Origin of the sequence: Catenuloplanes japonicus, from assembly GCF_000717135.1 — a bacterium.
Taxonomy (GTDB): domain Bacteria; phylum Actinomycetota; class Actinomycetes; order Mycobacteriales; family Micromonosporaceae; genus Catenuloplanes; species Catenuloplanes japonicus.
Genome location: NZ_JNXY01000048.1, coordinates 24,720 through 43,145 on the forward strand (window position 1 = coordinate 24,720; position 18,426 = coordinate 43,145).

16 protein-coding genes are annotated in these 18,426 nt (G+C 72.8%); 10 read left to right on the forward strand and 6 right to left on the reverse strand.

Annotated features, from left to right (window positions below):
* Nucleotides 1-58: 58 nt before the first annotated feature.
* Genes OP04_RS55180 through OP04_RS45740 form a run of 4 tightly spaced genes read left to right on the forward strand, consistent with a single transcriptional unit; the run spans nucleotide 59 to nucleotide 5,199 of the window.
* The gene (locus OP04_RS55180; protein WP_033346336.1) at nucleotides 59-904 is read left to right on the forward strand and encodes a helix-turn-helix transcriptional regulator; all 846 of its coding nucleotides are present in this window, start codon (nucleotides 59-61) and stop codon (nucleotides 902-904) included.
* A gap of 17 nt (nucleotides 905-921) precedes the next feature.
* Nucleotides 922-3,726 carry a BTAD domain-containing putative transcriptional regulator gene (locus OP04_RS45730; RefSeq protein WP_051800074.1) on the forward strand — a complete coding sequence of 935 codons (2,805 nt, stop codon included), beginning with the start codon at nucleotides 922-924 and terminating at the stop codon, nucleotides 3,724-3,726.
* Nucleotides 3,727-3,750: 24 nt separating this feature from the next.
* On the forward strand, nucleotides 3,751-4,272 hold the full coding sequence (locus OP04_RS45735; RefSeq protein WP_051800075.1) for an acyl-CoA thioesterase: 522 nt from the start codon (nucleotides 3,751-3,753) through the stop codon (nucleotides 4,270-4,272).
* A 51-nt stretch (nucleotides 4,273-4,323) separates the two neighbouring features.
* Nucleotides 4,324-5,199, forward strand: coding sequence for a cyclase family protein (locus OP04_RS45740; RefSeq protein ID WP_033346337.1), 876 nt, complete (start codon nucleotides 4,324-4,326; stop codon nucleotides 5,197-5,199).
* A 60-nt stretch (nucleotides 5,200-5,259) separates the two neighbouring features.
* Here the strand turns inward: OP04_RS45740 and OP04_RS45745 are convergent, their stop codons facing one another.
* Together OP04_RS45745 and OP04_RS45750 are read right to left on the reverse strand one after the other, a co-directional pair.
* Complete coding sequence (locus OP04_RS45745; protein WP_033346338.1) at nucleotides 5,260-5,610, reverse strand: hypothetical protein; 351 nt, start codon at nucleotides 5,608-5,610, stop codon at nucleotides 5,260-5,262.
* A gap of 16 nt (nucleotides 5,611-5,626) precedes the next feature.
* Nucleotides 5,627-5,956 carry a PadR family transcriptional regulator gene (locus OP04_RS45750; RefSeq protein WP_198154275.1) on the reverse strand — a complete coding sequence of 110 codons (330 nt, stop codon included), beginning with the start codon at nucleotides 5,954-5,956 and terminating at the stop codon, nucleotides 5,627-5,629.
* A 243-nt stretch (nucleotides 5,957-6,199) separates the two neighbouring features.
* Here OP04_RS45750 and OP04_RS48915 point away from each other — a divergent pair, with 243 nt between their 5' ends.
* Entirely contained in the window at nucleotides 6,200-8,410 is a 2,211-nt protein-coding gene (locus OP04_RS48915) for a transglycosylase domain-containing protein (protein ID WP_157241242.1), read from the forward strand.
* A 64-nt stretch (nucleotides 8,411-8,474) separates the two neighbouring features.
* On the opposite strand, the gene OP04_RS45760 is transcribed toward OP04_RS48915, so the two are convergent.
* A complete protein-coding gene (locus OP04_RS45760; RefSeq protein WP_033346339.1) occupies nucleotides 8,475-9,806 on the reverse strand; it encodes an FAD-binding oxidoreductase in 1,332 nt (443 codons plus the stop codon).
* Nucleotides 9,807-9,972: 166 nt separating this feature from the next.
* Between OP04_RS45760 and OP04_RS50915 the strand changes: the two genes are divergently transcribed.
* Nucleotides 9,973-10,887: an AraC family transcriptional regulator gene (locus OP04_RS50915; protein ID WP_051800076.1), complete on the forward strand. Its 915-nt coding sequence runs from the start codon at nucleotides 9,973-9,975 to the stop codon at nucleotides 10,885-10,887.
* Nucleotides 10,888-10,940: 53 nt separating this feature from the next.
* Complete coding sequence (locus OP04_RS45770) at nucleotides 10,941-11,744, forward strand: SGNH/GDSL hydrolase family protein (RefSeq protein ID WP_033346340.1); 804 nt, start codon at nucleotides 10,941-10,943, stop codon at nucleotides 11,742-11,744.
* On the opposite strand, the gene OP04_RS45775 is transcribed toward OP04_RS45770, so the two are convergent.
* On the reverse strand, nucleotides 11,728-12,603 hold the full coding sequence (locus OP04_RS45775; protein ID WP_033346341.1) for an alpha/beta fold hydrolase: 876 nt from the start codon (nucleotides 12,601-12,603) through the stop codon (nucleotides 11,728-11,730). The two genes, OP04_RS45770 and OP04_RS45775, sit on opposite strands and share 17 nt — an antisense overlap.
* Before the next feature lie 118 nt (nucleotides 12,604-12,721).
* Between OP04_RS45775 and OP04_RS45780 the strand changes: the two genes are divergently transcribed.
* On the forward strand, nucleotides 12,722-13,291 hold the full coding sequence (locus OP04_RS45780) for a TetR family transcriptional regulator (protein WP_033346342.1): 570 nt from the start codon (nucleotides 12,722-12,724) through the stop codon (nucleotides 13,289-13,291).
* A gap of 78 nt (nucleotides 13,292-13,369) precedes the next feature.
* Nucleotides 13,370-14,845: an aldehyde dehydrogenase family protein gene (locus tag OP04_RS45785; RefSeq protein WP_033346343.1), complete on the forward strand. Its 1,476-nt coding sequence runs from the start codon at nucleotides 13,370-13,372 to the stop codon at nucleotides 14,843-14,845.
* On the opposite strand, the gene OP04_RS45790 is transcribed toward OP04_RS45785, so the two are convergent.
* Nucleotides 14,842-15,771, reverse strand: coding sequence for an alpha/beta fold hydrolase (locus OP04_RS45790; protein ID WP_033346344.1), 930 nt, complete (start codon nucleotides 15,769-15,771; stop codon nucleotides 14,842-14,844). The two genes, OP04_RS45785 and OP04_RS45790, sit on opposite strands and share 4 nt — an antisense overlap.
* Nucleotides 15,772-15,898: 127 nt before the next feature.
* Complete coding sequence (locus OP04_RS45795; RefSeq protein WP_033346345.1) at nucleotides 15,899-16,729, reverse strand: helix-turn-helix transcriptional regulator; 831 nt, start codon at nucleotides 16,727-16,729, stop codon at nucleotides 15,899-15,901.
* Nucleotides 16,730-16,830: 101 nt separating this feature from the next.
* Between OP04_RS45795 and OP04_RS45800 the strand changes: the two genes are divergently transcribed.
* Nucleotides 16,831-18,279, forward strand: a complete 1,449-nt coding sequence (locus OP04_RS45800; protein ID WP_033346353.1) for an aldehyde dehydrogenase family protein — start codon at nucleotides 16,831-16,833, stop codon at nucleotides 18,277-18,279.
* The last annotated feature ends 147 nt before the right edge of the window (nucleotides 18,280-18,426 follow it).

Here is an 18,426-nt window from a genome sequence, read left to right on the forward strand (position 1 = left end):
GCATCCAGGGACCGGTGGTGCATGGGTAAGCGGCGCGCGGACACCTACGCTCAGGATCATGGACAGGCGAGGGCTGGCGGCGTTCCTGCGCGGCAAACGGGAACGGCTGAAGCCGCAGGACGCCGGCCTGCCGATCGGCCCGCGCCGGCGTACCCCCGGATTGCGCCGCGAGGAGGTCGCGCAACTGGCGCAGATCTCCGTCGACCACTACAGCCGCCTCGAGCAGGCGCGCGGCAAGCACCCGTCCCGCCCGGTGCTCAACGGCATCGCCCGCGCGCTGCGCCTGTCCGACCAGGAGCGCACCCACCTGTTCCGGCTGGCCGGCCAGGCCGAGACGGAGACCGGGACCGGCCCGGCCGAGGACGTTCCGGCCGGCACGCTGCGGCTGCTGGAGCGCATGAACGACGCCGGCGTGATCGTCTTCAACGGCGCCTGCCGGGTGCTCGCCTGGAACCCCCTCGCTGCCGCGCTGTTCGAGGACTTCTCCGCGCTCGGCACCCAGGACCGCAACTTCGTGCGCCGCTACTTCCTGCACCCGGACCCGGAGCGGCGCGGGTACGGCATGCCCGGCGTGGGACGGTTCGCCGGGACCGCGGTCAGCTACCTGCGCGTCGCGTCCACCCGCTACCCGCACAACGCGGAGATCCGCGCGCTGATCCGGGACCTGCTGGCCGGCAGCCCCGAGTTCGCACGGCTCTGGCACGACCAGGAGCTGCGCATCGAGCACCACAGCCACCAGGTGCTCGATCATCCCGCGGTGGGCCGGCTGGAGCTGGACTTCGAGATCCTCACGATGCCGGACCGCGACCAGCAGGTGGTCATGTTCACGGCCGAACCGGGCTCACCGGTCTACCGCGCCCTCGAACTACTCCGTGTGATCGGCACGCAGGACATGACCGTCTGATTGGTAGCCTTCCGAGCGTGCTGGACTACCGCGTCCTCGGGCCGCTGGAGGTGTGGCGGGACGGCGCGCCGGTGACGATCGGCGGGCCGCGGCACCGTGCGGTGCTGGCCGCGCTGCTGGTCCGGCCGAACACGGTGGTCTCGGCGGGCCGGCTCGCCGAGATGCTGTGGGCGGAGCCGCCGCCGCGCGCGACGGAGCTGCTCTACGTGCGGGTGGCGGAGCTGCGGCGGGCGATGCGCGCGGCCGGCGGCGAGGACGGGCCGGACCTGGTCACGCACGAGAACGGCTATCTGCTGCGGGTCGCGGAGGACGGGCTCGACGCGTGGCGGTTCGCGCGGCTGATCGAGGACGCGCGGCGTGCGGACCAGGCCACCGCGGGTGAGCGGCTACGGGCGGCGCTGGCGCTGTGGCGCGGGCCCGCGTTCGCGGAGCTGGCGGGCGGGGCCGAGGCGGAGGTCGCACGGCTGGAGGAGCTGCGGATCCGCGCGGTCGAGGCGCGCGTCGACGCGGACCTGGCGACCGGGCGGCACGACGAGGTGATCGCGGAGCTGGTCGCGCTGGTCGCGGCGCACCCGCTGCACGAGCGGTTCTGGGGGCAGCTGATGCTCGCGCGCTACCGGGCCGGGCGGGCCGGGGACGCGCTCGCCACGTTCGACGACGCGCGACGGGAGCTGGCCCAGCGGCTGGGTGCGGATCCGGGGCCGGAGCTGCGGCGACTGCACACGGAGATGCTGCGGCAGGACACGGCGCTGGCACCGGGACCGGCCCGCACGCCGGGCCTGCCGCTGACCGGCTTCGTCGGCCGGGAGCGCGAGCTCGCCGACGCCGACCGGCTGCTCGCCGCCCACCGGCTGGTGACGATCACCGGCGTCGGCGGCGTCGGCAAGACCCGCCTGGCCGCCGAGATCGCCGCCCGCGCACCGGGCAAGTGGTTCGTCGAGCTGGCCTCGCTCACCCAGCCTGACCTGCTGCCCGAGGCCGTCGGCGACGCGCTCGGCCTGCCGTCGCACCACGCGCGCCCGCGTACCGAGCTGATCATCGAGCACCTGTGCGGCGCGAACGGAATCCTGGTCCTGGACAACTGCGAGCACCTGGTCGACGCCGCCGCCGCTTTCGCGGTCACGGTCCTGGCCGGCTGCCCCGGCCTGCGCGTGCTGGCGACCAGCCGGGAACGCCTCGGCATCACCGGCGAGGCGCTGCTGCCGTTGCAGGGCCTGGGCCTGCCCGAACCCGGTACCGCCACCGCCGAGTCCGCCGGTCGCGCACCCGCCGTGCGCCTGTTCGTGGCGCGCGCGACCGCGGTCGACCCCACGTTCGCGCTGACCGACGACTCGGCCGCGGCCGTCACCGCGAGCTGCCGGGAGCTGGACGGCCTGCCGCTGGCGATCGAGCTGGCCGCCGCCCGGGTCAACGCGTTCGCGATCGACGAGCTGGCGGCCCGGCTGGACGACCGGTTCGGCCTGCTCAGCCAGGGCAGCCGCACGGCCGCGCCCCGGCACCGCACGCTGCACGCGGTCGTCGACTGGAGTTACCGCCTGCTCAGCGACGAGGAACGCGGCATGTTCACCCGGCTGAGCGTGTTCGCCGGCCGCTTCGACCTGGACTGGGCCGAGCAGTTCGCCGCGGACCTGCACCCGCCGGCCGCGGTCGCCCGGCTGATCGCGGCGCTGGTCGACAAGTCGCTGCTGATGCGCGAGGCCGGCCGCTACCGGATGCTGGAGACGCTGCGCGCCTACGGCCTGGAGCAGCTGGACGCCTCCGGGCGGCTGGAGGCCGTGCGCGACCGGCACGCCGCGCTGGTCGCCGGCCTCGCGGACAGCCTGTGGAACGAGCGCGTGGGCAGCGGCCGGGACCGCTGGGTGCGCCTGCTCGACACCACGATGGAGCAGTTCCGGGCCGCGATGGAGTGGGCCGTGGCCCGCGGCGACGCCGCCACCGCGCTGCGCGTCGCGGCCGCGCTGTCCACCTACTGGCACAGCCGCGGCCAGTACGTGGTCGGCCGCCGATGGATGACGCTCGCGCTCGAGGCCGACGGGGAGGTACCGCCGGCCGTGCGCGCCCGCGCGCTGAGCGGCCTGATCGTGATCACCTCGATGCAGGGGGATCTCGAGGTCGCCAGAGCCGCCGGCGCCGAGGCCGTGACGATCTTCACGCAGATCAACGACCGCCGGGGGTACGGGCTGGCGATGCGCCGCCTGGCCACCGCGGAGGGCTTCGGCGGCACGCTGGACCGGGCCGAGGCGCTGATGGTCGAGTCGCACGCGGTCGCGGTCGCCACCGGCTGGCCGTGGCTGCTCGGCTGGACGCTCACCCAGCAGGGCCTGGTGGCGAGCGCGCGCGACGACTGGGAGCTGGCCGCGCGCCTGAGCACGGAGGCGGAGGAGGTGCTGCGCGACACGGACGACCCGGAGGTGCTGACGTTCGCGACACTGCTGAGCGCGGAGGCGGCCCGCAACCTCCGCGGACCGGCCGCGGGCGCGGAACGGCTGTGCGCGGCGCTGCGCGCGTTCGTCCGGGAGCGGCTGCTGTGGGGCCTGTCGCTGGCGCTGTTCTACACCTCGCGCGTCTTCGGCGACCTGGACCGGCCGCACCGGGAGGTGCTGCTGCTGTCCGCCGGGCACGAGCTGCGCCGCACGACCGGCGGCAGCTTCTTCTTCTGGCTGGCCGACCACCAGGAGCGGCGGCTGGCACAGCTGCGGGACGTCCTCGGCGAGGCGGACTTCCGGGCGCAGTGGGACGCCGGGCGCACCCGGCCGGTCGGGGAGATCATCGACGAGGCGTGCGCGGAGCTGACCTTCACGGCGCTCCCGAAGGTCGTGTGAAGGCCCGTCGTCGATCATGGCGCGATGTTCCTTGCCATCACGGACGCGTACCACCTGCTGAGGTCCCGGTTCCGGCCGGCCGTCGACCCGTTCGACGTGCTGGAGACGCGGATGCGGGTGCTGCCGCACCACCTGGACGCGCTGGTCCACATGAACAACGGCGTCTACCTGACGCTGGCCTCGTTCGCCCGCTGGGAGTTCGTGATCCGCAGCGGCGCGGGCGACACGTTCCGCCGGCTCGGCTGGTACGGCGTGATCGCCAGCCAGGTCGTCCGCTACCGCCGCGGCCTGCGGCTGTGGCAGCGGTTCACGGTCGAGACGCGCTTCCTCGGCCTGGACGGGCCGAACATCGTCTTCGAGCACCGGTTCGTCCGCGACGGCGAGACCGTGGCCCGGATCGTCGCCTGCGTCCGGATGATCCACCGCACCGGCGGCCCGGTGACGCGCACCGCGCTGATCGAGGGCATGGCCGACCCGCGCATCACGGACGCGCCGGAGTGGACCGCACGCTGGACGTCCTCGGCCATGATGCCGATGGCGGATTGACCGCTGATCAGCACGTCAACGTCCACGTCGGACCGCGTATCGTGCCGCGTCATGGCTATCGACTTCCCGTCCAACTGGGGCCGCTGGGGCGACGCGGACGAACGCGGCGCGGTCAACCTCATCGATGACGAGGCTCGCGCGCGCGGCGCCGCGGAGGCGCGCACCGGCGTGACCGTCTCGATCGCGCGGCTGACCCGGCCGTCGCCGCTGACCGGCGGCCCGATGGCGTCGCTGACCGCGTCGTCGACCGCGGTGCAGACCGCGATGATGTTCACCGGGTCGCCCGCGATGGCGATGGCCGAGCTGATGATCATCACGACGCATCACCCCGAGGTGACGCACCTGGACGCGATGGCGCACTGGATCGACGACGGCCGGACCTACCCCGGTGTGGCGCTGGCGGACAGCGCCGGGCCGGGCGGGGTCCGGCACGGCGCCGCGCACGTCTACGGCGGCGGCATCCTCACCCGTGGCGTGCTGCTCGACCTGGCGCCCGGCGGCGGCCGTCTCGACCCGGCACACCCGATCACGGCGGCGGACCTGGACGCCGCGGCCGCACGCGCCGGCACGGAGGTGCTGCCCGGCGACGCGATCGTCACGCGAACCGGCTGGAACTACGTGGACGACGACGGGAAGACCACGCCGGGCATGACGCTCGGCGCGGTCCGCTGGATGCACGAGCACGGCGTGGCGATCTGGGCCGGCGACGTCGGCGACGGCCACCCCCCGATCAAGGACGAGGCGCCGGGCGCGCTGCACCGGTTCGCGCTGGGCAGGCTCGCGATCCCGCTGATCGACGCGGCCGACCCGGACGAACTGGCCCAGGTCTGTGCCGAGCTGGGCCGGTGGACGTTCCAGTTCGTCGTGGCCCCGCCGCGGATCGCGGGCACCACCGGCGTACCCGTGAATCCGCTCGCGATCTTCTGACCACATCGTGATCGGGGGGTCCTTCACGTCGCGGGAACGACGTGATGGACCCCCCGATCATCAGAGGGATCCGACCGGTTGCAGCACCGGGCGCGGGGCCTCACGGGTGCGGCCGTCCGGGCCGGACGCGGCCAGCAGCGCCACCGGCAGCATCATCGCCAGCGCCGGTGGGACCAGGGAGAACAGGCCCGGCTCGTACCCCTCGATGCTGAACACGATGTCGGCCACGAAGCTCAGCGGGATCACGGCGGCCAGCAGCACCACCACGTGGGCGGGCACGGCGGCGAGGGTCAGCGCGGTCCACAGCGCGGCGGTCCGGAAGCGGGCGCGCGGGCGGTCGCGGCGCAGCAGCGCGACGACCACGACCGCGAGCGGCAGGCCGGCCGGCGGCGGGCGGCCATGGCCAGGCACCAGAGCGCGAGCCGGTTCACGCGGTCTGCGGTGACGTCGTGCCGCCGAGGCCGCGGTGGAGCCGCTGCTGCAGCGCGGTGAGCTCGGCGCGGGCCGCGACCTCGCCGTCGGGGGTGAGGCGGTAGTAGCGGCGGGCCGGGCGTCCGGCCGCGACCGGGTCGAGGTCCTCCCACAGCGACTCGACCCAGCCGGCGTTCTGCAGGCGGAGCAGGATCGGGTAGAGCGTGCCGCTGGGGTGGCCGCTGGCACGCATCAGGTCCAGACCGTAGCGGTCGGCGGCGGGGTCCTCCAGGAACGCGGCCAGGACCGTGGCGACCGCCGCGGTCACGCGCAGGGGTGGCGTCATGGCGCACACGCTACCTCCTAGCTCGAAATGCTACATAGGGTCCGGCCTGGCATTCTCACGGAAACAGCACCGTACGGTACGAGTGTGATCCAGCTCTCACCCCGTGCGGCAACCGCACGCCGCCCAGGTGATCTTCCTGTTCGGACACTCCCGAGGGGACAGAGCCCCTCGCCGCGTCGATGGATCTTCCATGGTCTTCTAGGCGCTGCCCAATCGCCTATATAAAGGGGGATCCGTCCCACAATGCAGGTCTCGGCACTGCTGGCTGCCCTGGAGCCCGACTCGGCCCCGGACGGCACGTCAAAAGCACGCAAGATAGTCACCCTGGCGTTGCTCGGCGTGCTGGGCGGAGGTGTGGTGGCCGGCGCCGCGCTCCCGGTCAGCTCCACCGCCGGCGTGGCGGCGAAGCTGGCCAGCGAGTCGTTCGAGAACCTGCCGGACGCGTTGCAGACGCCGCCGACCGCCCAGAAGTCGCTGCTGTACGCGAACGACGGCACGACCCTGATCACCGAGTTCTGGGAGGAGAACCGGACCGACGTCAGCAGCGAGGGCATCGCGCCGGTGATGAAGGACGCGATCATCGCGGCCGAGGACACCCGGTTCATGGAGCACGGCGGCGTGGACATCAAGGGCCTGCTGCGCGCGTTCGTGTCGAACACGCAGGGCGGTGAGGTCTCCGGCGCGTCCACGCTGACCATGCAGTACGTGCGCAACGTGCTCAAGAACGACCCGACCGTCACCGCGGAGGAGCGCAAGGCCGCGACCGAGCTGAGCACCACGCGCAAGCTGCAGGAGATCCGGTTCGCGATCGCGATCGACGACGAGCTGCCGAAGGAGGAGATCCTGCGGCGCTACCTGAACATCGCCTACTTCGGCAACAAGTCCTACGGCGTCGCCGCGGCCGCGAGCGGCTACTTCTCCACCACGCCGGACAAGCTCACGCTCGGCCAGGCCGCGATGATCGCCGGGCTGGTGAAGTCGCCGGACGAGTACGACCCGGTCAACAACGACGAGGGCGAGGCGCTCGGCCGGCGCGACTACGTGCTGGACGCCATGGTCGGCACCGGCGCGATCACCCGGCCCGAGGCGGACGCCGCCAAGGCCGAGCCGCTGAACCTGAAGCCGACCAAGGCGACCAGCAACTGCACCGCGGTCTCGGAGGCGCACAACAGCTGGGGCTTCTTCTGCGACTACTTCGTGTCCTGGTGGCGGGAGCAGGAGGAGTTCGGGTCGTCGCCGTCCGCCCGCGAGGCCGCGCTGAAGACCGGCGGGTTCCACATCGTCAGCTCGATGGACCCGCTGATCCAGAACGAGGCCGCGCGCGAGGCGACGGAGATCTACGACGTCGACGACAAGCGCGCGGCACCGATCGCGGCGATCGAGCCGGGCAGCGGCAGGGTCAAGGCGATCGCGGTCAACCGGCACTTCAGCATCGAGGGCAACCCGTCCGGCGGCAACTACCCGAACACGGTCAACCAGCTGGTCTCCGGCAGCAGCACGTCCGCGGGCTACCAGTTCGGCTCCACGTTCAAGATGTTCGTGGCGCTGGCCGCGCTGGAGAACGGCATCACCATGGACCGCAGCTTCGTCACCAAGGGGCCGTACATCTCGCAGTTCCCCGGCGGCAGCGACCCGAAGTGCCCGGCGTCGCCGTACTGGTGCCCGAGCAACGCCAGCGCCAGCTACCAGGACGGCTGGCAGAACATGTGGACCGCGTTCGGCAAGTCCTCCAACACCTACTTCGTGAAGCTGGAGGAGACGGTCGGCGTCGACGAGGCCGTGGACGTGGCGAAGCGGCTCGGCATCCAGTTCCGCGCGAAGGCCGACGCGAAGCTCGCGGCCGCGCCGGACGACTGGGGCTCGTTCACGCTCGGCGTCTCGCTGACCACGCCGCTGGACATGGCGAACGCGTACGCCACGCTCGCCGCGGACGGGAAGTACTGCACGCCGCTGCCGGTCCAGACGATCACGGACACCACCGGCACGGCGAGCGAGGCGGCTTCGAAGGTCACCCAGCCCGAGTGCAAGCAGGTGCTGGACAAGGACGTGGCGCGGGCCGGCGTGGACATCGCGCGCTGCCCGGTCGGCCAGCAGCCGGCCCACTACAACTGCACCAAGGGCACGTCGGCCGAGGTCAACACGATCGTCGGCCGCCCGGTCGCCGGCAAGACCGGCTCCGCCTCGGACAACGCCACCGAGTCGTTCATCGGGATCACGCCGCAGCTGGCCATCGCCGGCATCGCGGTCAACCCGGACAACCCGAACGACTTCGTGGGCGCCGCGGTGCAGGACGAGGTCATCGTCGCGGTGGCCCGCCTGCTGCGCGACTCGCTGAAGAACCAGCCGATCAAGCAGTTCACGGCGCCGAGCGTGAAGATCTCCTTCAGGTCCGGCTCGGCGTCGAGCGCGGAGACACCACCGAGCACGCCGCCGTCCACGCCGGCCCGGGACTGAGAAGATCAAAATCATGCGGGGGTACGGCGTACCCCCGCATGATTTTGTGGTTGTCGACGGGTGATCAGGGCAGCGGGATCGCGCGGAACATCCGCTCCGGGTCGTACTTCTCCTTCAGCGTCCGCAGGCGCCCCGCGTTCTCGCCGAAGCTGAACGGGATCTGACCGGCCGCGTCCGGGCCGAGCAGGTTGGCGTAGCCGCCGGGCAGCGCGAACGGCCGCAGCGCCTCGTCGAGCGCCCGCGACCAGGCCCGGTTCTCCGCGGACGCGTCCGCGCCGGTCCACACCGAGATGATCTCGATCATGCGGTGCGGCGTGCGGACGCCGAACGCGGTCGCGTCCGCCGGGACCCGGGCAGCCGCGCCGCCGAACCCGTGCAGCGCCACGGCCGAGAACGGCGACGGCTTCCGCGCGATGTGCTCCACCAGCACCCGGACGACCTCGTCGGACAGCGCCGGCACCCAGCGGGTCCGCAGGTCGACGTGCCGGCCGTAGGGGAACATGGCGCTCACCTCGGCCGCGGCGGACGCCAGGCTGCGCTCGGCGATCACGGCCATCAGCGGCGCGCCGAGCCGGGCCAGCGCGTGCACCGGGCCGTCCTCGGCCAGACCGGTCGCCGGATCGCCGCACCAGGTCGGCGACAGCATCAGCACCGGCGTGCCGTCCGGGCCGCTGATCAGCGCGATCTGCACGGTCAGCTCGTCCTGGTGCGTCGCCTCCCGGAACCCGGCCAGCACGTCGGCGGCCTGCGCGAGCGGGTAGAGGATCGTGCCGGCCACGACGGACGGCGGCCGGTGCAGGTCGAACCGGGCCTCCACGACCACGCCGAAGTTGCCGCCACCGCCGCGCAGCGCCCAGAGCAGGTCGTCGTCCGCGGTCACCAGCGAGCCGTCGGCCAGCACGACCTCCGCACCGGCCAGGTTGTCGGCCGCGAGGCCGTACCGGCCGCTGAGCGGGCCGTAGCCGCCGCCGGTCGCCAGCCCGACCGCGCCCACGGAGCCGACCGTGCCGGTCACCGCGACCAGGCCGTGCGCCTCGGCCGCGGTCAGCAGCTCACCGAGGCTCGCACCGCCGCCGGTGACGGCCTGGCGGGCGTCCGGGTCCACCCGTACCGCGGGCAGGCCGGACAGGTCGAGCGTGATCGCGCCGTCGCGCACGGACCGGCCCGCCCAGTCGTGGCCGCGTCCGCGCACGGTCAGCGGCACGCCCAGGTCACGGGCGACGGTCACCGCGGCCTGCACGTCGGCGGCCCGCTCCGCGCGGACGACCACGCCGGGCCGGTGCGCGACCGCGCCGTTCCACGGCGTGACCGCGGCGTCGATCTCGGCGGCGCCGGCCAGGATCCGGCCGGGGCGCAGGCGCGCCGCCAGGGCGTGTACGGCGGGGTGCTCAGTCATCGGTGGACACTCCAGGTCTCAGCAGCTCAAGGCCGGTTTCCGGCACTGCCGACCACGCTATCGACGGTCCGGCAGCACGCCGTTGTCCTGGCGTCCGGGATTCATGACCATTCCTCGTGCCGGGCCGTCATCCCCGCGTCATCGGCGGTGGGGAGAATGACCGGTGATGCCCACTTCCCTGCGCGCGCCGACCGGCGCGGACTTCACCCGGATCGAGGCGCACGGCGCGTGGAGCATGTCGTTCGCGCTCCCGGCCGGCCCGCGGATCTCCATGGTCACCGAGGGCAGCGCGGTGCTGACGTCCCGGGCACTCGGCCTGGAGATGACGCTCGGGCCGGGTGACTGCTTCATCCTGCAGAAGGGCGTCGACTTCACCGTGTCGTCCGACCGGCAGGGCCGCACCGGGCCGACCGTGCGCCCGCGACCGGACGACGACTGGCCCGCCGCACTGCGGTTCGGCGCGTCCTCCGGGCCGGCGACCACGATCCTCTGCGCCAACCTGGGCTTCAGCGGCGCCGGCGCGGAGGAGGTCACCGGCGAGCTGCCGCCCGTGCTGCCCCTGCCGCTGGAGCCGGGTGCGGCCCGGACGATCCGCGCCACGTTCGACCTGCTGGCCGACGAGAGCCCGGACAGCCCGCTGATCGGCAACCGGCTGATGGACGTGCTGTTCGTGAAGGTGTTCCGCGCGCTGATGGCCGGCACACCGGGCGGCGTCGTCCGGCTGTTCCGCAATCCCGCGCTGGCCCGTGCCGCCTACGTCGTGCACCGCGACCCCGGCCGCGCCTGGACCGTCGAGATGCTGGCCCGGGAGGCGCAGATGTCCCGCTCGACGTTCGCGACCGCGTTCCGCGACGCGGTCGGCGAGAGTCCCGGCCAGTACCTGATCCGGTGGCGGCTGCACCACGCCCGGCACCTGCTGGCCGAGACGTCGCTGTCGCTGGCCGAGGTCGCGGACCGGGTCGGGTACGAGTCGGCCGCCGCGCTCAGCAAATCCTTCCGCCGGCGGTACGGGCTGGCGCCGGGCGCATGGCGTCAGCGGTCCTCGCCCGATCAGGTGGTGGAGCGGTTCGCGCACGGATGACCACGAGGTCCACAATGCACGGTGTCCGAAACCGTCGAGATTAAGGTGTTCCATTGCGTAAAGGACTGTCTGTCCTGGCCGCGGTCGCGATAGCCCTGCTGGCCGGCAGCCCCGCGCACGCCGCCCCGATCACCACCGGCGAGTACGTGGCGCTCGGTGACTCCTACGCGTCCGGCGTCGGCGCGTTCCCCTACGACCCGGCGAGCGGTGACTGCCGGCAGAGCCCGGTCAGCTACCCGCGGACCTGGGCGAAGAACCATCCCACGGTCGCGTTCCAGGACAAGACGTGCAGCGGCGCGAAGATCGCGGACGTGCGGGCGAACCAGCTCGGCGCGCTCAGCGACGCGACCACGCTGGTCACGCTCACGGTCGGCGGCAACGACGACGGCTTCACCGGCACCGTCACCGCCTGCCTGACCGGCACGGAGGCGGACTGCAAGTTCGCCACCGACCTGGGCGCCTACTACGCGCGTACCCAGCTGGTCGAGGATCTCGTGGTCCTCTACGACGAGATCAAGGGCCGGGCGCCGCACGCACGGATCGTCGTGCTCGGCTACCCGCGCGTGGTCGACGAGGGCACCGCGAGCTGCGGCGCGCTCAGCCCGACCGCGGCCAACCGCAAGCAGCTCAGCCACAACGCCGACCACCTGGCCGAGGGCACGCGCGACGCCACGGTCCGGTCCGGCGTGACGTTCGTGGACATGCGGTTGCCGTTCGCCGGGCACGAGGCCTGCACGCCGGAGCCGTTCATCAACGGCGTCGACCCGGCGCACATCACCGAGATCTTCCACCCGAACGCGTACGGCCACTCCGTGGTCTACACGTTCATGCTCCAGGTGATCACGGACCTGAGCTGAGCAGCGACCGTACCGCGGCCGCGAACGACGCCGGCTGTTCCTGCGGCGGGTTGTGACCGACGCCCGCGAGCGGTTCGCCCCGGAACGGTCCGGTGAACCGCTCGCGGTCGTCGCGCGGCGTGCCGATCAGGAAGCCGTCCGAGTCCGGCGTCAGCGACACCGTGGGCACGGTGATCGGCGGTCTCGACGCCAGCCGGTCCTCCAGGTGCTGGTAGGCCGGGTCGCCGGGCGCGTTGCCGTACCGGTGGCGGTAGGAGTGCACGACCACGTCGACGAAGTCCGGGTTGTGCAGGCTCGGCGCGGACCGGGCGAACTCGGCGTCCACGTCGGCCCAGGTCGGCGACCAGTCCCGCCAGAGCAGCCGGCACAGCTCCTCCCGGTTCTCCCGCAGCCCGCGCCGCCCCAGCTCGGTCTGGAGGTAGTGCTGGTACCACTTGGCCCGCTCGCGCGCGGGGGACTCCGGTTCGGCCGTACCCGCGATGTCCTGGATGTTGTAGCCGCCCACGGTGACCAGGCCGATCACCCGCTCCGGATGCAGCGCGGCCACGATGCAGGCGGCCCGGCCTCCCCAGTCGTAGCCGCCGACGACCGCCCGCGCGATGCCGAGCCCGTCGAGCAGCTGGAGCAGGTCGTGCCCGAGCGCCGCCTGCTGCCCCGACCGCGGCGTCTGCGCGGACCGGAAGCGTGTCGGCCCGTACCCCCGCAGATAGGGCATGATCACCCGCGCCTCCGGCAGCAGCGCCGCAACCTCCGGATAGCTGCGCGGGTCATAGGGAAAGCCGTGCAGCAGCACCACCGGCACCCCGTCCTGCGGTCCGGACACGAGATATCCGATCTCCAGCGTCTCGGTCGTCACCATGTGGATCACCTGTCAGACGGTAGGCGGGTACGGGCCCTGCCGGAAATGCGCGACGCGCGTCGGTCATGCCCCACAGGCATGATCCGGGGGTACGAACGAGTTCGTTTACGCTGGCCGGATGAACAAGGCGGACGCGAGCAGGCGACGACTGCTGGATGCCGGGGCGGTCGAGTTCGCGGCGCACGGGGTGGCGGGGGCGCGCGTCGACCGGATCTCGGCGGACGCGCGGGTCAGCAAGGCGCAGCTGTACGCCTACTACGGGAGCAAGGAAGCGCTGTTCGACGCCGTGCTGTCGGACCGGGTCTCGGTGATCCTCGGCGAGGTGCCGCTGACCCCGGAGGATCTGCCGGGGTACGCGGTGCGGCTCTACGACGCCTATCTGGCGGACCCGCGCATGGTGCGGCTGGCGACGTGGGCGCGGCTGGAGCGTACCCCCGTGGGGCATTTGTTCTCGGCGGCGGACGAGGTGCCGAAGGCCGAGGCGATCGCCGGCGCGCAACGGGACGGGCTGGTCGATGACGCGCTGCCGCCGGCGGATGTGCACTCGATGGTGGTGTCGCTGGCGATGACCTGGTCCCCGGCGAGCATCACCTACGCCGCGACGGCCGATGATCCGGGTGCGGACCATGATCGCCGGCGGGCCTCGCTGGCCGAGGTGGTCCGCAGGGCGTTCAGCCCCCCGATTTAAAACGAACTGGTTCGTTTGCATTCGCCACGGAGACGACCTACCTTCGAGGAGTACGAACCAGTTCGTTTTGGAGGCCCTGTGCTCACCGTCGCACCCGCATCACGACCCGCCCCGGCGTTCCTGGACGGCGCGCCGAAGCAACTGCTGATCGGCGGCACCTGGCGCCCGGCCGCGTCCGGCGAGACGTTCGAGACGCGTGACCCCGCCACCGGACGTGCCCTCACCAGCGTGGCCGCGGCCGGACCGGCGGACGTCGCCGCCGCGGTCGCCGCCGCACGGGCCGCGTTCGAGGACCCGTCCTGGGCGGACATCTCGCCCTACCAGCGCAGCCGGATCCTGCTGCAGATCGCGGACGTGCTGGAGCAGCACGCGGACGAGCTGGCCGTGCTGGACTCGCTCGACATGGGCGGGCCGCTGTGGATGACCCGCTGGCTCGTCGACCACTCCGTGGAGGTCATCCGGCACTACGCCGGCTGGCCGACCAAGTTCTACGGGCAGACCGCGCCGGCCGACCCGGGCGCGTTCCACTACACGCTGCGCCAGCCGCTCGGCGTGGTCGCGGCGATCACCGCGTGGAACGGGCCGGTGCTGCAGCTGGCCTGGAAGCTCGGGCCCGCGCTCGCCACCGGCAACACCGTGGTCGCGAAGCCCGCGGAGTGGTCGCCGCTGACCGCGCTGCGCATCGGCGAGCTGCTGCAGCTCACCGACCTGCCGCCGGGCGTGGTCAACATCGTCACCGGCGACGGCGCGCACACCGGCGAGGCGCTGATCACCCACCCCGGCGTCGACAAGATCTCGTTCACCGGCTCGCTGGCCGTGGGCAAGCACATCCTGGAGGTGTCCAGCCGCGACCTCACGCGCGTCACGCTGGAGCTGGGCGGGAAGTCGCCGACGATCGTGTTCGACGACGCGGACCTCGAGGCCGCGGCGCGCGGCGCGGTGGCCGGGTTCGCGCAGGGCAGCGGCGAGGGCTGCGTCGCCGGGACCCGGATCCTCGTGCAGGCGTCGATCCGCGACGAGTTCCGGGCGCTGCTGCTGCGCGAGATGGAGGCGTACGCGCTCGGCGACCCGTTCCACCCGGACACCCGGATGGGCCCGCTGATCTCCGCGACGCACTTCGCCCGCGTCGACTCCTACCTGGACGCCGCGCGTGCGGACGGCGGCACGCTGGTCACCGCGGGCGCCGCACGCGACCTTTACATGCCGCCGACGCTGATCGAGAACGTCGGGCCGGACGCGCGCGTCGTCCGCGAGGAGATCTTCGGCCCGGTCGCCGCGCTGATGACGTTCACCGACCTCGACGACGCCGTGGCCCAGGGCAACGACACCATTTACGGCCTCTCCGCCTCGGTCTGGACCCGCGACCTGGCCCGCGCCCACCGGGTCGCACGACGTTTGCAGGCCGGCACCGTGTGGGTCAACACGTACGCGGAGATGAGCGCGGGCACGGTCCCGTTCGGCGGCTTCAAGCAGTCCGGCCTCGGCCGCGAGCACGGCACCGACGTCCTCGCGGCCTACACCGAGGTCAAGAGCGTGATGATCCGCCTCCCCTAACGGGTCATCTTCACGATCTCGTCCAGGACCAGCGCGGGGGCGTCCTTGGGGACGTCGTGCGAGGTGCCGAGGGCGGTGACGAGCGTGCGGTCCGGGCCTGCCTTCGCGAAGGAGGCGGCGGCGTCGCGCCAGTGCTGGGCGTCGTCCGGAGAACCGTCGAACGGGGTCTTCTCGGAGACGATGACCGTGACCGGGATGGTGCCGGGCCAGGTCAGCTTGTGATAGGCGGCGTGGACCGGGCCGAAGCTCTCGGCGGTGGCGATCAGCTGGCGGGTCTGCTTCGTCGAGGGCTGGGCCTTGAGCGCCTCGATCTGCGGGGCGGTGGCCGCGATGATGCGGGCGGTCTGCTCCTCGGTGAAGAACGGGGGCAGGTTCGCGTCGACCAGGACCGCGGCCGCGATCAGGTCCGGGTGGGTGCGGGCCGTGTAGGTGGCGACCTCGCCTGCCTGCGAGTGGGACACCAGGACGACGCCCTCGGTCATGCCGAGCCGGCGCAGCCCGGACTCCAGGTCGGAGGCGGCGGCCTGCGGGTCCCAGGCGCCGGGCACCTCGTCGCTGTCGCCGAGGCCGGCGCGGTCGTAGGTGATGACCGCCGCGCCGGTGGTCCGGGCGAGCTGCGGGACCAGCGCGGACCAGTAGGACGAGTCCTCGCCGCCGCCGGCGTCCAGCACGATCGCGGGCAGGCGGCCGGGCGTGACGTGGAACGCCAGCGTGTGCCCGTTGGTCTCGACCATCCGCAGCTCGGAAGCGGGCGTACCGGAGGCGGGTGCCGAGGACGCACCGGCGACAGGCGCCGAGGGTGCGCCCGCTTCCGGGGCCTCGACGGGCCGCCCTTCGCTGCAGGCGACAAGGCCGCCCGCCATCAGCACGGGCAGGGCGAAGGCGACGGCTGCCCGGCGTACCCGGGACGGTGTCTGGCTGGTCATGTTTTTCCTCAAGCGGTGAGGCGAACAGGGGCGGACCTGATTCTTCGCCCGCCGCTCCCCCGCATCGATCCTGCTGACTCCCCGGTCAGTCCTGCGGCCACCGTCCGCGCTCGTCCGGGGGTTGCCCCTACCGCGACGTCATGCGCTGGAGGCCGATCGCGGCCAGCAGGTCGAGCTTGCCGCGCGCGTCCGTGCCGGGGCGCGCGGTGTGGACGACCAGGCGGAGGTCGGTGCCGCGGGTGGCCAGCACGTCCGAGGTGAGCGGGATCTCGCCGACGTCCGGGTGGACGACGGTCTTGCTGGCGTGCTCGTGGTAGTCGACGGCGCGGCGCGCCCACAGTGCCCGGAACCGCGGGCCACGCTGCAACCGGGCGACGAGCGCGGCCACGTCCGGATCGTGCGGGTAGCGGCCGGTGGTGGCACGCAGGTCCGCGACCAGCGACTCCTCGAACTCGGCGCGTTCGCCGGGCGTCTGCCGGGCGCGGATCGGGAAGCCCTCGAACTGCATGATCAGCACGTTGCGGCCGTCGTCCGTCACCCGGGTCGGGTCGCCGAACGTGGCGGCGAACAGCGGGTTCCAGTGCAGCAGCTGCCAGGTGGCGTCGTAGACCGCGAGCGGGCCGGCCTCCAGCTGCGCCATGATCCGGTGCAGGCTGGACGGGATCAGGCGTGGCACGCGGTCCGGGCCGGCGGCGTGACCGGCGAGGCTCATCAGGTGCGCCTGTTCGTTGTCGGTGAGCTGCAGGGCGCGGGCGAGCGCGGCGCACACCTGCGCGGACGGCGTGGTCGACCTGCCCTGTTCGAGGCGCTCCACGTACTCCGCAGAGATCCCGGCCAGCATGGCCAGCTCGCCGCGCCGCAGGCCGGACACCCGTCGTGGCGCGGCGTGCACGAGCCCGGCCGAGGCCGGGTCCAGCCGGTCCCGCCAGGCGCGGAGCGCAACACCGAGGTCATTCACCCCGCCATGGTGCCTCAGAACGACCCGAAGAGCGTCTTACCGGTGGTACGACGATGAACTGTGCCTTCTCCCCCACCGCGACGATCCGCACGATCGATGCCATGAGTGACACAGCCCAGCACTTCATCGGCGGCGCGTGGACGTCGTCCGATCGGATCAGCGAGTCCGTCAGCCCGTCGACCGGCGAGGTCGTCGGCACCTACTACGACGGCGGCGAGAAGGAGGCTGCCGCCGCGGTCGACGCGGCCGTGGACGCGTTCGAGACCAGCGACTGGACTCGGCTGCCGCACCTGCGCGCGACCGCGATCCACCGGCTGGCGGACGCGCTGGAGGCCCGGGTCCCGCAGATCGCCGCGATGCTGTCCCGGGAGAACGGCAAGCTGCTCCCGCAGACGATGTGGGAGGTCGGCGGCGCGGTCGAGTGGCTGCGCTACGCGGCCGCGAGCGCGCGGACGCAGGTCGCCGGGCGGGCCGCCGAGGTCGCGCCGGGCCAGTACTACCAGTCGGTCCCGGAGCCGGCCGGCGTCGTCGGGATCATCACGCCCTGGAACTCGCCGATCATGCTGACCGTGCGCGCGCTCGGCCCGGCGCTGGCCGCGGGCTGCACCGTCGTGATCAAGCTGCCGGCCCAGACCGCGCTGACCGGCGTGCTGTTCGCCGAGGCCGTCGCCGCCGTGGCCGAGTTCCCGCCCGGCGTGGTCAACATCTTCACCGAGTCCGGCAACACGGGCGCGCCGTTCCTGGTCGAGTCCGAACTGGTCGACGTGGTCAACTACACCGGCAGCACGCCGGTCGGGCGCCGGATCGCCGCGGCGGCCGCGCCCTCGCTCAAGCGGGTCGGGCTGGAGCTCGGCGGGAAGACGCCGCTGATCGTGTTCCCGGGCGCGGACCTGGACGTCGTCATCCCCACGCTGGTCCAGGCGTCCGTGATGATGAACGGGCAGTTCTGCTGCACCGGCTCGCGCGTGCTGGTGCACCGCGACCTCGCGGACGAGGTGCGCACCCGGCTGGCCGAGGCGCTCGGGCAGGTGCGGCTGGGCGTCTGGGACGACCCGGAGGCGCAGCTCGGCCCGCTGATCGACCGTGCCTCGGTGGACCGGGTGGACGCGATCGTCGAGGAGGCCGCGTCGTACGGCACCGTGCTGGTGCGTGGCGGCCCGGTCGTCGAGGGCCCGCTGGCCGGCGGCGCGTTCTACCGCCCGAGCCTGGTCGAGGTGGCCGGCACCGACGTGCGGATCGTGCAGGAGGAGGTGTTCGCACCGGTGCAGACGTTCGAGGTCTTCGACGACGAGGCCGACGCGCTGCGCCGGGCGAACGCGACGATCTACGGCCTGGCCGCCTCCGTGTTCAGCCCCGATCCGATGCAGGCGCGTCGCATCGCACGCCGGCTCCGGGTCGGTTCGGTGTGGATCAACACGTGGAGCATCGTCAGCGAGCACTTCGAGGAGACCGGCGTGAAGGGCAGCGGCCACGGCACGCTCTGCGGGCCGCGGGCGATCGAGGAATTCCAGATCCTCAAGGTGTACGCGGAAGCGGACCCGACGCTCTGAGTCCGGTCAGCGCCGCCGGCGCTTGCTTCTGCCCTTGCCACCACGGATCCGACCCGAAAATCGAAAGGTGAGTGGGCAGGCGACAGCGCCCGGCGGAGCCGGGTGGGGTGTGGGGTGGGGTCAGGTGGTGGCGGGGTTGGTGTCGTG

What these genes read in the sequence shown, in the direction of transcription:
- OP04_RS45800 (WP_033346353.1), top strand. Translation starts at nt 16,831, where the DNA reads ATGAGTGACACAGCCCAGCACTTCATCGGCGGCGCGTGGACGTCGTCC.
- OP04_RS48915 (WP_157241242.1), top strand. Translation starts at nt 6,200, where the DNA reads ATGCAGGTCTCGGCACTGCTGGCTGCCCTGGAGCCCGACTCGGCCCCG.
- OP04_RS45790 (WP_033346344.1), bottom strand. Translation starts at nt 15,771, where the DNA reads ATGACCAGCCAGACACCGTCCCGGGTACGCCGGGCAGCCGTCGCCTTC.
- OP04_RS45740 (WP_033346337.1), top strand. Translation starts at nt 4,324, where the DNA reads ATGGCTATCGACTTCCCGTCCAACTGGGGCCGCTGGGGCGACGCGGAC.
- OP04_RS45760 (WP_033346339.1), bottom strand. Translation starts at nt 9,806, where the DNA reads ATGACTGAGCACCCCGCCGTACACGCCCTGGCGGCGCGCCTGCGCCCC.
- OP04_RS50915 (WP_051800076.1), top strand. Translation starts at nt 9,973, where the DNA reads ATGCCCACTTCCCTGCGCGCGCCGACCGGCGCGGACTTCACCCGGATC.
- OP04_RS45780 (WP_033346342.1), top strand. Translation starts at nt 12,722, where the DNA reads ATGAACAAGGCGGACGCGAGCAGGCGACGACTGCTGGATGCCGGGGCG.
- OP04_RS45735 (WP_051800075.1), top strand. Translation starts at nt 3,751, where the DNA reads ATGTTCCTTGCCATCACGGACGCGTACCACCTGCTGAGGTCCCGGTTC.
- OP04_RS45775 (WP_033346341.1), bottom strand. Translation starts at nt 12,603, where the DNA reads ATGGTGACGACCGAGACGCTGGAGATCGGATATCTCGTGTCCGGACCG.
- OP04_RS55180 (WP_033346336.1), top strand. Translation starts at nt 59, where the DNA reads ATGGACAGGCGAGGGCTGGCGGCGTTCCTGCGCGGCAAACGGGAACGG.
- OP04_RS45750 (WP_198154275.1), bottom strand. Translation starts at nt 5,956, where the DNA reads ATGACGCCACCCCTGCGCGTGACCGCGGCGGTCGCCACGGTCCTGGCC.